This is a genomic window from Aquimarina brevivitae, assembly GCF_004216895.1.
GTDB lineage: Bacteria > Bacteroidota > Bacteroidia > Flavobacteriales > Flavobacteriaceae > Aquimarina > Aquimarina brevivitae.
The window spans coordinates 172,528-184,946 of record NZ_SGXE01000002.1 but is presented as its reverse complement, the minus strand read 5'-3'; the positions used below and the strand labels follow the sequence as shown (position 1 = coordinate 184,946).

The window sequence follows — 12,419 nt, the reverse complement described above, 5'->3', positions numbered from 1 at the left end:
CGTTCACCAAAAGTGTTATAGACGGCGATCCATCTGTTTCACCATTTTATTTTTCCACGATTCAAAATCTCCTGCTAAAATATGCTTTCTTGCTTCTCTAACCAACCATAAATAAAATCCCAGGTTATGAATTGTTGCAATCTGCTTACCTAATAATTCATTTACCGTAAAAAGATGTCTTAAGTAGGCTTTGGAATAATCCGTATCCACGAAGGTGATACCCATTTCATCTATGGGCGAGAAATCGTCTTCCCATTTTTTATTTTTAATATTTATCGTTCCATAAGCAGTAAAAAGCATTCCATTTCTGGCATTTCGTGTGGGCATCACGCAATCAAACATGTCTACACCCAGTGCAATATTTTCTAATATATTTATAGGAGTACCAACACCCATTAAATAACGAGGCTTATCCTCTGGCAGTATTTCTGTAACCACTTCTGTCATGGCGTACATTTCTTCCGCTGGCTCTCCAACGGACAGACCACCGATAGCATTACCCTCTGCCCCAACACCAGCAATATATTCTGCTGATTGTTTTCTTAACTCTTTATAGGTACTCCCCTGAACAATCGGAAAAAACGTTTGCTCATACCCATATTTAACGGGTACTTTTTTGAGATGTTGCAAACAGCGCTCTAACCATCTATGGGTCATGTGCATACTCCGTTTTGCGTATTTAAAATCACAAGGATACGGTGTACATTCATCAAAGGCCATTATAATATCAGCACCAATAGTTCGTTGTATCTCCATCACATTTTCTGGGGTAAAAACATGATATGATCCGTCGATGTGAGATTTAAACTTTACCCCTTCTTCTTTTATTTTTCGATTTGCCGATAAGGAATAGACCTGATAGCCGCCACTATCCGTAAGTATGTTTCTATCCCAATTCATAAATTTATGCAGTCCACCTGCTTTCTCCAGTATCGTAGTTTGTGGTCTTAAATACAAATGATACGTATTACCTAATATAATATCTGGGTTGATATCATTCTTAAGTTCTCTTTGATGCACTCCTTTAACAGAGGCCACCGTACCTACAGGCATAAAAATTGGTGTTTCGATTGTACCGTGATCTGTAGTGATGGTACCCGCTCTTGCCTTTGTTAATGGATCTTTAGATTTTATCTCAAACTTCATAGAATTGACGCGCTATAGCTATTTATGCCGTATAAATAAGCATTTGGTAAAAATTGAACGGCAAAGATAGGCAACTAATCTAACTTCAATTCTCTAATCTTTTTAAAAAGTAGGTTATTAACAATAATCTTTTAATTAAAAGGCTATTATTCATTTTGTAGCAGGACACAAAAGATTTATTTTTGCGGCTTAAACGTAATAAGGTTCATAATGCCAAACACAACACAATTAGAAGATTTTGTAACCCAGGTCCGTAGAGATATTCTACGCCAGGTACATAAAGTAAATTCAGGACATCCCGGAGGCTCTTTGGGCTGTGCCGAATTTTTTGTTGCTCTTTATCAGGAAATCCTAGAAAGAAATGATGGATTTGAAATGGATGGAATTGGAGAAGATTTATTTTTTCTCTCTAATGGTCATATTTCTCCAGTTTACTATAGCGTTTTAGCACGTAGCGGATACTTTCCGGTTGAGGAACTTAACACCTTTAGACTAATCGATAGTAGATTACAGGGGCATCCCACTACTCACGAAGGCTTACCAGGTGTACGAATTGCCTCTGGGTCACTTGGACAAGGAATGTCCGTTGCTATTGGCGCAGCGTTATCTAAAAAATTAAATAACGACGACCATCTAATCTATAGCCTGCACGGAGATGGCGAATTACAGGAAGGACAAGTTTGGGAAGCAGCTATGTACGCGGCTGGAAAAAAAGTAGATAATCTAATCAGTACTATCGATTACAACGGACAGCAAATCGATGGATCAACAGATGATGTTTTACCATTGGGCGATTTAAAAGCCAAATTTGAAGCATTTGGTTGGGATGTTATGGAAATTAAGGACGGAAACAACATCACTGCAGTTATCGATGGACTTAAGGAAGCAAAATCAAGAACTGGTAAAGGAAAACCTGTTTGTATTTTAATGCATACGGTAATGGGTAATGGCGTGGACTTTATGATGCACACCCACGCCTGGCACGGTAAAGCACCGAATGATGAACAATTAGAAAACGGTTTAGCTCAAAATCCTGAAACCCTAGGAGATTATTAATAATCCCTTTTAAAAAATCGAATACATGAAAAAATATACAGATACAGGAAAAAAAGATACACGTTCAGGTTTTGGAGCTGGATTAGAAGAACTTGGTAAAGCAAATGAAAACGTGGTGGCCTTATGTGCTGATCTTACCGGATCCCTAAAAATGGATGCCTTTAAAGAAAATCATCCAGATCGCTTCTTCCAAGTAGGTATAGCCGAAGCTAATATGATGGGTATAGCAGCCGGAATGACAATTGGAGGTAAAATACCGTTTACTGGTACATTTGCTAACTTTTCCACCGGACGTGTTTATGATCAAATACGACAATCCATAGCATACTCCGGTAAAAATGTTAAGATCTGTGCTTCGCACGCTGGTTTAACCTTGGGAGAAGATGGTGCTACGCATCAAATCCTAGAGGATATCGGCCTAATGAAAATGCTACCTGGAATGACAGTGATCAACACTTGTGATTTTAATCAAACTAAGGCAGCCACTATTGCCATTGCTAAACACAACGGACCGGTATACCTAAGATTTGGACGTCCTAAAGTGGCAAACTTTACTGCTGAAGATCAAAATTTTGAGATTGGTAAGGCAGTACGTTTATTAGAAGGAAAAGATGTGACTATTGTAGCAACTGGTCATTTGGTTTGGGAAGCTATACAAGCGGCAGCATCGTTAGAAGAAAAAGGTATTAGTGCAGAAGTAATAAATATACATACGATCAAGCCTTTGGATAGTGAAGCTATATTAGCTTCGGTTAAAAAAACAGGCTGCGTAGTTACTGCAGAAGAGCATAATATTTATGGTGGTTTGGGAGAAAGTGTTGCTAGAGTACTTTCAACGAATCATCCTTGTCCTCAGGAATTTATTGGAACTCAGGACACCTTTGGTGAAAGTGGTACACCAGCACAACTTATGGAAAAGTACGGTCTTAATGCTTTATCTATCAGTAAAGCTGCTGAAAAGGTAATGAAGAGAAAATAAAATTTGCTTTCTCAAATAGCAATAATAAAGGGTATCAATTTTTGGTACCCTTTTTGATTTTAGAAAAACTGAAACATTTATGAATTAAAACTCTTTTAAAGAAAGATGAAAAAAGCAATTATTTTATTTTTCATTACTGTTAGTAGTGTAACAATGGCACAAAACGGTAGTGGAATTACATTTGGACTTAAAGCTGGGCTTAACTACGGCGATAATGGTGAAATTGAAATTAGAGATCTTACTGGAGCTGGCTCCAACATTATCACAGAAGATGCCAATGACAGAATTGGATATCATTTTGGGGTATTTCTCCGTGGAGATCTCTCTGATAAATTCTACTTAAAACCAGAGCTACAGTACACTAAAAACAGTAGTAGTTATACCGTAGATAACCGCAAGCTGGGGTATGATATTCAAAAATTGGATCTACCAATTTTGGCGGGGGTGAGAGTACTTAAAGTTTTTCATGTTTTTGGTGGACCATCCTTGCAATATATGGTAGAGAATGATTTAGATGATGTCCGATTAGGTGATGTAAAAAATGAGTTTACCATAGGCTTTCAATTTGGAACCGGAATTCAAATCGGCCCATTTAATGCGGATATCCGATACGAGAGAGGTTTTACTGATAACCAGGCTCAAGCAATCGATACAAATACAGGAAGTGATGTACGTGTTGATTCACGCCCAAATCAGTTCATTCTTAGTATTGGATTAGATTTATAAAAGGTCCTTGTGACCAAAATGAAAAAAGCCAGTAGAAATAAATCTTACTGGCTTTTATACTATTTGTAAAGTACATACATTTTACCTAGCTACTATGCGTAGTTTAAGTATAACTTAATCATTTTTAAATTCATCATCATCAGGATCTAAATGATTCGGTACCCCATCACCATCATCATCATAAAAAACCAATTCATCTAAGGATATGCTTCCATCATTGTTCAAATCACCTAATTCGGTGATCTCATCTTTAGTAGGCGTACCATCACCATCATCATCCGCGTCTATATAATTCGAAAAACCATTATTATCTGTATCATCGTCTTCATCAATAACTAATCGATCTCCATCCAAATCTTCAAGATATGAAGGAATTCCATCTCTATCGTGATCTGCTTCATTTAACTCATACAATTGTACGTTAAATACTAAAGAAGAATACAAAGGTATTCCAGAACCTAGAGGAGGATTTACATAATACGCTAAACCTGAAGGGATGAATACTGTAAAGTCCCCAAAGTCATCGATGTAATCTACCGTTCCATCAGCTGGCGGAGGACTTTCTAAGCCTGATGAAACTTTGAAATCCACAGTTGCTTCTCTAAACCCTTCTATTACAGATACTAGATTAAACCAAACTGGAGTCACAGCACTATCAAATACTCTTCTGTCAAGATCCGTATTATCTACAGGATCTTTTTCGTCTATAATTCCATCACCATCACTGTCTTCTTTACCAGGGTCAGTTCCAGGTGTACCATCATCATCTGCATCACTGTCATCAGCAATTCCGTCTCCATCCCTGTCTGTTCTTACTTCTTCGTCAATCACATCAGCGACACCATCTCCGTCAGCATCTACATCAGCTACGTCCGGGATACCGTCTCCATCAGCATCTACGTTATCATACAGGATTTCTCCTCTATACGTAACATAGGTCGAGTCTGTAAATACCGGTGAACTTTTACGTTCACTAATCCCAGCACCTTCGTTAAATTTTAAGATATATAACGTATAATTCACATCATTTCTGGTAATAGATTTTGTTTCTAGTAAACCAGAATCCCAAATCGATTGCTGCCCTGAATTATCACCTGCTATGGTATCAAAGATAGGTACCTGATATTCTGCAATATCATCATTATTTAAATCTATATCCTGTAGCGTATAAAAATGCGTTCTAAGATAATCTTGTAATAGCGCATCATCTACGATTTGTTGTTCGCCCCGATCTCTTACCGGGACAGCTACTACCTCATTATCATCATCTTTGCGACAGGAATATACCACTGTACATATGGCTATTGCCAAAAGAAGATATGTTACAAATTTCATCTCATTACCTTTTTGAGGGCGCAAGATACGATTTTCTTGTACTTTTGTTTTATAATTAGTAGAGAATAAAAACATTTTTTTAAGACTTTATTATGCGTGTTGATAAATATTTATGGTGTATCAGGTACTTTAAAACCAGGAGCATTTCTTCTAAAGCTTGCAAAGAAGGAAAGGTACGCGTAAACGGTGATTTGATTAAACCATCGCGCGAGGTATATCCTACAGATAAAATTACGGTACGCAAAAACCAAATTAATTATGAAATTGTAGTATTAGACATCCCAGATAATCGAGTGGGTGCTAAACTTGTTGATATCTATCGAAAAGACGTAACTCCTGAGGAAAGGTTGCAAAAATTGGATCTGTTAAAATACTCCAAAGAGTATTATCGCAAAAAAGGTAGTGGCCGACCTACCAAAAAAGACCGAAGAGATCTTGATGATTGGTTCGATTGGGATAATACAGATGCCAAAGACAAAGAAGAATGAAATTAGACAAAAACTACTGGGCTGAGCGTTACCAAACGCAACAAACGGGTTGGGATATTGGCTATCCTGCACCAGCGCTTGTGGAGTATATTACCCAGATTGAAGAAAAAACAATTAAAATTCTTATCCCGGGGGCTGGTAACGCTTATGAGGCAGCTTATTTATATCGACAAGGATATACCAATATTTATATCTTAGATTTCGTACCCAAAGTTCTGGAGGGATTTATGCAAAAAATACCGGATTTTCCAAAGGAACAAGTGATTGTTAAAGATTTTTTTAACTACACAAATACATTTGATATTATCCTAGAGCAAACTTTTTTTTGTGCCATACCCAAAGAAAAAAGAGAACGCTATTGCCTACAGGTCCAAAAACTTTTAAAACCACAGGGTAAAATTGTAGGTGTATTATTTGCGTCTGAGTTTGAAAAACCAGGCCCTCCTTTTGGAGGAGTAAAGGAAGACTATCAAAAATTATTTTCAAACTTTTTCAACATTAGCACCTTAGCTCCTTGTTATAATTCTATTCCTCCGAGACAAGGTAACGAACTGTTTTTTATCTTTGAAAACAATTAAGCAAATAGCAATCATGGAAACTAAAAGCAGTACCATACTGGATCATAAACAAATTCAGCATAAAATTAAAAGAATAGCCTATCAAATTTATGAAACTAATGTTGATGAAAAAGAAATCGTACTCGCTGGTATTGCTGACAATGGGTACGTTTTTGCAAATAAAATAAAAGCAATACTCGAAAAGATTTCTGATATAAGAGTTACCCTTTGTAAGGTTTCTATGGACAAAAAAGCGCCTCATAATACAGTCACGACAGATCTTTCCCCAGAAGCCTATCGCAATAAATCGCTAATACTTGCAGATGATGTGTTAAATTCTGGGACTGCCTTAATCTACGGTGTCAAGCATTTTTTGGACGTACCCTTAAAACAATTTAAAACCGCCGTATTAGTAAATCGAAACCATAAAAAGTATCCGATTAAAGCAGATTTCAAAGGTATTTCTTTATCTACTTCGCTAAAAGAGCACATCACAGTACAATTTGGTGAAGAAGATATAGCTATTTTAAATTAGCACACTTCCTCACTAAGGTTAGACACAATCTCTGATATTGATTTATTATCTGTATTTGCGATGATATTTGCTTGATTGTAATAAAAAGCGCGTTCAAAAAGATGTTTTCGTATAAAATCTTCTAGCTGACCCTTTTCGGTTACATGAGCAATTAATGGTCTTTGATCCTTTTCTTTAAACAAACGATCTGTAAGCACTTTTATTGAAGATTTTAAATACACACTCACTGAACCTTGTTGTTGTAGTGCTTCTAAGTTACCTGCAAAACAAGGGGTGCCTCCACCCAAGCTTAGTACCAAATTTTGATGTTCTTTTAAGAGCTTTTGTAGAAAGAAAGATTCCTTTTTCCTAAAATACAACTCCCCTTTTTGAGAAAAAAGTTCTTTTATCGATAATTGTTCTTGTACTTCAATATATTCATCTAAATCAACAAAAGGATACTTTAGACTTTGGGCTAACTGCTTGCCAATCGTAGACTTACCACTTCCCATGTATCCCATTAAAACAATTTTCATTATTTACTTTTTTTACGCAAGGTACTAACAAAAAATTGCGATTTTGAGGAATTCTGAAATTTATCTCAAATTCTTCTTGAAAAATAAATTATTGATAGTATATTTGCACCCGCATTCAGGAAATAAGAATGCTTATTATTTGACCGGGTAGCTCAGTTGGTAGAGCATCTCCCTTTTAAGGAGAGGGTCCTGGGTTCGAGCCCCAGCCCGGTCACATTTTAGTGTATTTTAATACCGTAGTTCATATCACATAATGACCGGGTAGCTCAGTTGGTAGAGCATCTCCCTTTTAAGGAGAGGGTCCTGGGTTCGAGCCCCAGCCCGGTCACAAAAAAGTATCACTTTGTTGTGATACTTTTTTTAGTTTGTATATTTACCTTCAAGCCCACGTGGTGGAATTGGTAGACACGCCATCTTGAGGGGGTGGTGTTCGCAAGGACGTGCTGGTTCGAATCCAGTCGTGGGCACTTTACTTTTCTAATTTTACGTATTCCATAAATATTACAAGGTTTTAACAAAAAAGCTATTCATTTTATAATCTTAGATTTCAAATCGTTACCTTTTAACAAAAACCTACTTATTTTTAACAAATAAAGAAATAATTACTATCCAGTTTTTAGTATGTTTGTTTAAACATTTTTAGCTAAAGGTGAACAATATTAAACAAACATTTAGTATTAAAGATCTTGAAAATCTTTCAGGAATTAAAGCACATACTATTCGTATATGGGAAAAGCGATATAATCTATTAGAGCCCGACAGGACTGATACTAATATACGAATGTACAATTTAAAGAGCCTGCAGAAATTACTTAACGTAACTTACCTTGTTAATAGTGGTTATAAAATCTCTAGGATTTCAAAACTTAATGAAGAGGAGATAAATGAATATGTGAGACGTATTGTTTCTGATAGCAGCACCAAGTATCAAGCTCTGAATTCACTTAAAATCGCAATGCTTAACTTTGATCTTGAGCTCTTTTTAGGCACTTATGAGCAATTAACCGATCGAAGAAGCTTTAGGCAAATATTCTTAGATATATTTATTCCGTTATTGACGGAAATTGGTTTACTATGGCAAACAAATACTATTGACCCCGCCCACGAGCATTTTATCACCAATTTGATTAAGCAAAAAATGCTTTTGAATATTGAGAAACTACAATTTGCGAAGCCCACGAAAAATGATAAGGCTTTTGTATTATTTTTACCAGAAAATGAAATACACGAATTGGGGTTACTATATGTGCACTACGAAATTTTGCTTGCCGGATACAAAGCCATATATTTAGGTCCCAGTATTCCTTTGGACAGTTTAACTAGCCTAACCAAATATCATGATAACGTAGTTTTTGTGTCCTATTTTACTATCAAACCTGAAAAAGATCAAGCCGTAGACTACGTGCAAAGTTTTAATGATATTGTATGTAAGGATAAACAACACGATTTCTGGATGCTTGGCAAACAAACCGCATTTATGCCCAAAGAAAGTGCTACTAATCATAAATATTTTGACTCCATTAGTGAAATCATCACTATACTTAATTAACACCCCATGAATAAAAAAATTATCATCATTGGATCAGGGTTTTCCTCGCTTTCTGCTGCTTGTTATTTAGCTCAATCCGGATACGATGTCTCCGTTTGTGAAAAAAACGATTCTGTTGGCGGAAGAGCAAGACAGTTTGAGCAAGAAGGATTTACCTTTGATATGGGACCCTCGTGGTACTGGATGCCTGATGTATTTGAAAAATTCTTTAATGACTTCGGTAAAAAAACTTCGGATTACTATCAGTTAACAAAGCTAAATCCAGCTTACAAGGTTATTTTCGACCAAAATGATGAAATTACTATAGGTGACAATCTTGATACCATTTATGAAACGTTTGAAGCAGTTGAAAAAGGTAGTTCAGATAAGCTCAAAAAATTCATTGCGACAGCCAAAGATAATTATCAGATTGCTATTGATAAATTGGTCTATCGCCCCGGTATTTCACCTTTAGAATTAGTAACGAGTGAAACCATAACACGACTAAATCGATTTTTTAGTAATATTTCTAAAGAAATTCGTAAGGAGTTTAAGAATGAAAAATTGATCAAAATATTAGAATTTCCGGTTTTATTTTTAGGTGCTAAACCAAGTGCAACTCCATCTTTCTACAGTTTTATGAATTATGCAGACTTTGGATTAGGTACCTGGCATCCTAAAGGGGGAATGTTTCAGGTCATACAAGGTATGGTCGATTTAGCAAAATCACTTGGAGTACAAATCCATACTAACGCTGATGTTACCAAAATTGAAGTAAAAGACGGACAATGTACAGGTATAAACGTAAATAACACCTTTCAAGCCGCCGATATGGTTATCAGCGGAGCAGATTATCACCATACGGAAACATTACTAGATAAGAAATACAGACAATACTCAGAGCAATATTGGGAGAAAAAAGTATTTGCGCCTTCATCATTACTTTTTTACGTTGGATTTGACAAAAAACTAGATAATATAGAACATCATAATCTGTTTTTTGACACTGACTTTGACCAGCACGCCAAATCGATTTATGACGATCCCTCCTGGCCAGAAGAGCCACTGTTCTATGCAAACTTTACGTCAAAAACAGATCGGGATACGGCTCCAAAGGATCACGAAAACGGATTCTTTTTGATTCCTTTAGCTCCTGGAATTGAAGATACTCCTGAGTTGAGAGCACAATATTTTAACAAAATAATAACTCGTTTTGAAACCTTAACCAATCAAAAGGTGCAAAATAATATTATATTTAAAGAGTCGTATTGTGTAAATGACTTTATAAAAGACTATAATTCTTATAAGGGAAATGCATATGGAATGGCCAATACCTTATTACAAACGGCATTTTTAAGACCTAAATTAAAAAGTAAAAAAGTAGATCGATTATTTTTTACGGGACAATTAACTGTTCCCGGACCAGGAGTTCCTCCATCGCTCATTTCGGGAAAACTAGTAGCTGGGATCGTAGCTTCAGAATACAAACTAGATTCGAAAGCAATTCTATCAACCACTTAAAATTAATCAACCTAAACACAAATTATTATGAAAGCAATATTCGACCTAGTATCGCACCAATGTAGTAAGATCGTTACGCAATCGTATAGCACTTCTTTTTCCATGGCTACAAAAATGTTATCTGATACCATACGCCAGGATATTTATAATATTTATGGTTTTGTTCGTTTTGCCGATGAGATTGTTGACACCTTTCACGATTATAATAAAGAAACCCTTTTCAATGAATTTGAAAAGGAAATGTATGACGCTATTGAACGTAAAATCAGTCTAAATCCAATATTAAATTCTTTTCAGGAAACCGTACATAAATACAATATCCACCCAGAACTCTATGAAGCTTTTATGAGCAGTATGAAAATGGATTTGTATAAAAAAGTATACACAACTACCGAAGAGTACAAGGAATATATTTATGGTTCTGCGGATGTAGTAGGGTTAATGTGTCTTAAAGTTTTTGTAAATGGTGATGAAGAAAAATATCAGGAATTAAAGCCAAGTGCTATGCGCTTAGGATCTGCTTTTCAAAAAGTTAATTTTCTCAGAGATCTTAAAGCGGATTTTGAAGATTTAAATAGAACTTATTTTCCTGGAACAGATCTCAAACGATTGGATGAAGCTTCAAAAATGAAAATTATCAAAGAAATCGAAGATGACTTTAATGAAGGGCTAAACGGTATAATGCATTTACCAGTAGAAGCAAAATTTGGCGTATACACCGCATATATATATTATAGAAAGTTATTGAATAAATTAAAAAGAACACCTTCACTTGAAATAAAAAATACTAGAATAAGGGTGCCTAATTATCAAAAAGTTGGTTTATTAGCCAAATCATATGTTGATTATCGATTAAATATGATTTAATTTTGACCAAAAGTTAGCTTAGAGCATGAAATTACTGATTCAGATTTTAGTATTTATTACCGCATTTTGTGTTATGGAGTTTATGGCATGGTTTACACACAAGTATGTTATGCACGGTTTTTTGTGGACACTACATAAAGACCACCATCACAAAAAGCACAACAGCTGGTGGGAGCGCAATGATCTATTTTTTATTTTTTACGCTATTGTCAGCATGACTTGTATTATGCTTCACGATGCAGAAACATTTTGGTTAGGGTTTCCAATAGGTTTTGGTATTCTAGCTTATGGGATCGCTTATTTTATAGTCCACGATATTTTTATTCACCAGCGGTTTAAACTTTTCAGAAATGTAAATAACTGGTATGCCAAAGGCGTTAGAAGAGCACACAAAATACACCACAAGCATTTAGGTAAAGAAGAAGGTGAATGTTTTGGAATGCTAGTTGTACCTTTCAAGTATTTTAAAAATCGGTAAGCCCTTCATCACTCCAATTGCCTAAAGATTTAAAAGGTTGAAAACGGGAGAAAAGTTCTTCTCTATACCAATTCAATTTTTTAGTCTTCGTAATAGCTTTTGCGTGATGTGGTTGTTTATAAGCAAACTCAAGTAAAGCCTCTTTGTCTTTCCATAAACTAAAGGTTGCCATTTGTAGAAAAGGTATTGTGCCAATTCCCTGTGTATACAGCAATCCTTTATTATGGACAAGGTCTTTTCGAGAAATAGGTACATAATTCCAAAATCGAAATAACTTATTCCATTTTATGGTAGCTCTGGTGATGACCGCGATCTTATTTTGATTTGGGTCTAAGGAAGTACTCCTTTGAAATGGATTTTTACCGATCCAACTCCCTTTAGCAGATATATTTTTTAAAAAAAGAGTATAATGATGCTCGCTTTTGGATTTAAATTTATCGATTACATTCGACTCGGCGAAGAAGAGATCAGCACTTGCTTCGTTATCCCAAACCTGTAACAAAGCATAAACACTCCAGTTCGGCCAGGGTTTAAACTTATTTTGTCCACTACCCATTAATCTATAAAATGACTGTCCCGCAATTGACTTTAAGCGCAAGGGCATCAATCCCATCATACGTAAGGCCCAAAACTTGTTAAATATACCTTTGTATTTGAAAAATGTAATTGTGGTTATCTGGTTCATATC

At 35.7% G+C, this 12,419-nt stretch carries 14 protein-coding genes and 3 tRNA genes; 13 read left to right on the top strand and 4 right to left on the bottom strand.

Annotation, left to right across the window (positions count from 1 at the left end; all coding sequences use genetic code 11):
• Positions 1–15: 15 nt before the first annotated feature.
• On the bottom strand, positions 16–1,146 hold the full coding sequence (gene tgt, locus EV197_RS08670; RefSeq protein ID WP_130286365.1) for a tRNA guanosine(34) transglycosylase Tgt: 1,131 nt from the start codon (positions 1,144–1,146) through the stop codon (positions 16–18).
• Positions 1,147–1,356: 210 nt separating this feature from the next.
• Between tgt and EV197_RS08665 the strand changes: the two genes are divergently transcribed.
• The 3 genes from EV197_RS08665 to EV197_RS08655 all read left to right on the top strand — a co-directional run bounded on the left by EV197_RS08665 (position 1,357) and on the right by EV197_RS08655 (position 3,907).
• On the top strand, positions 1,357–2,202 hold the full coding sequence (locus EV197_RS08665; RefSeq protein WP_130286364.1) for a transketolase: 846 nt from the start codon (positions 1,357–1,359) through the stop codon (positions 2,200–2,202).
• A 25-nt stretch (positions 2,203–2,227) separates the two neighbouring features.
• Positions 2,228–3,181, top strand: a complete 954-nt coding sequence (locus tag EV197_RS08660; protein WP_130286363.1) for a transketolase family protein — start codon at positions 2,228–2,230, stop codon at positions 3,179–3,181.
• 105 nt (positions 3,182–3,286) lie between these two features.
• Positions 3,287–3,907: a porin family protein gene (locus tag EV197_RS08655; protein ID WP_130286362.1), complete on the top strand. Its 621-nt coding sequence runs from the start codon at positions 3,287–3,289 to the stop codon at positions 3,905–3,907.
• Between the two features lie 114 nt (positions 3,908–4,021).
• On the opposite strand, the gene EV197_RS08650 is transcribed toward EV197_RS08655, so the two are convergent.
• A complete protein-coding gene (locus tag EV197_RS08650; RefSeq protein WP_130286361.1) occupies positions 4,022–5,242 on the bottom strand; it encodes an FKBP-type peptidyl-prolyl cis-trans isomerase in 1,221 nt (406 codons plus the stop codon).
• A gap of 92 nt (positions 5,243–5,334) precedes the next feature.
• Here EV197_RS08650 and EV197_RS08645 point away from each other — a divergent pair, with 92 nt between their 5' ends.
• From EV197_RS08645 to EV197_RS08635, 3 genes are read left to right on the top strand one after another with little or no spacing between them, the layout of a single operon-like run.
• Complete coding sequence (locus EV197_RS08645) at positions 5,335–5,730, top strand: RNA-binding S4 domain-containing protein (protein WP_130286360.1); 396 nt, start codon at positions 5,335–5,337, stop codon at positions 5,728–5,730.
• Complete coding sequence (locus tag EV197_RS08640; protein WP_130286359.1) at positions 5,727–6,308, top strand: methyltransferase domain-containing protein; 582 nt, start codon at positions 5,727–5,729, stop codon at positions 6,306–6,308. Before EV197_RS08645 ends, EV197_RS08640 begins: the two co-directional genes overlap by 4 nt.
• Positions 6,309–6,321: 13 nt before the next feature.
• On the top strand, positions 6,322–6,822 hold the full coding sequence (locus tag EV197_RS08635) for a phosphoribosyltransferase family protein (protein WP_130286358.1): 501 nt from the start codon (positions 6,322–6,324) through the stop codon (positions 6,820–6,822).
• Here EV197_RS08635 and EV197_RS08630 read toward each other — a convergent pair.
• The gene (locus tag EV197_RS08630; RefSeq protein ID WP_130286357.1) at positions 6,819–7,337 is read right to left on the bottom strand and encodes a shikimate kinase; all 519 of its coding nucleotides are present in this window, start codon (positions 7,335–7,337) and stop codon (positions 6,819–6,821) included. The two genes, EV197_RS08635 and EV197_RS08630, sit on opposite strands and share 4 nt — an antisense overlap.
• A gap of 141 nt (positions 7,338–7,478) precedes the next feature.
• Here EV197_RS08630 and EV197_RS08625 point away from each other — a divergent pair.
• From EV197_RS08625 to EV197_RS08595, 7 genes are all read left to right on the top strand, one after another.
• Positions 7,479–7,551: transfer RNA gene (locus EV197_RS08625), tRNA-Lys, on the top strand.
• Between the two features lie 41 nt (positions 7,552–7,592).
• Positions 7,593–7,665: transfer RNA gene (locus EV197_RS08620), tRNA-Lys, on the top strand.
• 55 nt (positions 7,666–7,720) lie between these two features.
• Positions 7,721–7,804: transfer RNA gene (locus tag EV197_RS08615), tRNA-Leu, on the top strand.
• A 182-nt stretch (positions 7,805–7,986) separates the two neighbouring features.
• Entirely contained in the window at positions 7,987–8,886 is a 900-nt protein-coding gene (locus EV197_RS08610) for a MerR family transcriptional regulator (protein WP_130286356.1), read from the top strand.
• 6 nt (positions 8,887–8,892) lie between these two features.
• Positions 8,893–10,386 carry a phytoene desaturase family protein gene (locus tag EV197_RS08605; RefSeq protein WP_130286355.1) on the top strand — a complete coding sequence of 498 codons (1,494 nt, stop codon included), beginning with the start codon at positions 8,893–8,895 and terminating at the stop codon, positions 10,384–10,386.
• Between the two features lie 27 nt (positions 10,387–10,413).
• Positions 10,414–11,253 (top strand): phytoene/squalene synthase family protein, encoded by an 840-nt coding sequence (locus tag EV197_RS08600; protein WP_130286354.1) that lies wholly within the window; start codon positions 10,414–10,416, stop codon positions 11,251–11,253.
• Positions 11,254–11,278: 25 nt separating this feature from the next.
• Positions 11,279–11,731, top strand: a complete 453-nt coding sequence (locus tag EV197_RS08595) for a sterol desaturase family protein (RefSeq protein ID WP_130286353.1) — start codon at positions 11,279–11,281, stop codon at positions 11,729–11,731.
• Here EV197_RS08595 and EV197_RS08590 read toward each other — a convergent pair.
• Positions 11,718–12,416, bottom strand: coding sequence for a DUF3291 domain-containing protein (locus EV197_RS08590; protein ID WP_130286352.1), 699 nt, complete (start codon positions 12,414–12,416; stop codon positions 11,718–11,720). The two genes, EV197_RS08595 and EV197_RS08590, sit on opposite strands and share 14 nt — an antisense overlap.
• Between the last annotated feature and the right edge of the window lie 3 nt (positions 12,417–12,419).

Bases quoted from the DNA above. Each gene is read 5' to 3' on its own strand.
- EV197_RS08595 (WP_130286353.1), top strand. From the start codon at position 11,279: ATGAAATTACTGATTCAGATTTTAGTATTTATTACCGCATTTTGTGTT.
- EV197_RS08655 (WP_130286362.1), top strand. From the start codon at position 3,287: ATGAAAAAAGCAATTATTTTATTTTTCATTACTGTTAGTAGTGTAACA.
- EV197_RS08660 (WP_130286363.1), top strand. From the start codon at position 2,228: ATGAAAAAATATACAGATACAGGAAAAAAAGATACACGTTCAGGTTTT.
- EV197_RS08630 (WP_130286357.1), bottom strand. From the start codon at position 7,337: ATGAAAATTGTTTTAATGGGATACATGGGAAGTGGTAAGTCTACGATT.
- EV197_RS08605 (WP_130286355.1), top strand. From the start codon at position 8,893: ATGAATAAAAAAATTATCATCATTGGATCAGGGTTTTCCTCGCTTTCT.
- EV197_RS08600 (WP_130286354.1), top strand. From the start codon at position 10,414: ATGAAAGCAATATTCGACCTAGTATCGCACCAATGTAGTAAGATCGTT.
- EV197_RS08665 (WP_130286364.1), top strand. From the start codon at position 1,357: ATGCCAAACACAACACAATTAGAAGATTTTGTAACCCAGGTCCGTAGA.
- tgt (WP_130286365.1), bottom strand. From the start codon at position 1,146: ATGAAGTTTGAGATAAAATCTAAAGATCCATTAACAAAGGCAAGAGCG.
- EV197_RS08635 (WP_130286358.1), top strand. From the start codon at position 6,322: ATGGAAACTAAAAGCAGTACCATACTGGATCATAAACAAATTCAGCAT.
- EV197_RS08640 (WP_130286359.1), top strand. From the start codon at position 5,727: ATGAAATTAGACAAAAACTACTGGGCTGAGCGTTACCAAACGCAACAA.
- EV197_RS08590 (WP_130286352.1), bottom strand. From the start codon at position 12,416: ATGAACCAGATAACCACAATTACATTTTTCAAATACAAAGGTATATTT.
- EV197_RS08650 (WP_130286361.1), bottom strand. From the start codon at position 5,242: ATGAAATTTGTAACATATCTTCTTTTGGCAATAGCCATATGTACAGTG.
- EV197_RS08645 (WP_130286360.1), top strand. From the start codon at position 5,335: ATGCGTGTTGATAAATATTTATGGTGTATCAGGTACTTTAAAACCAGG.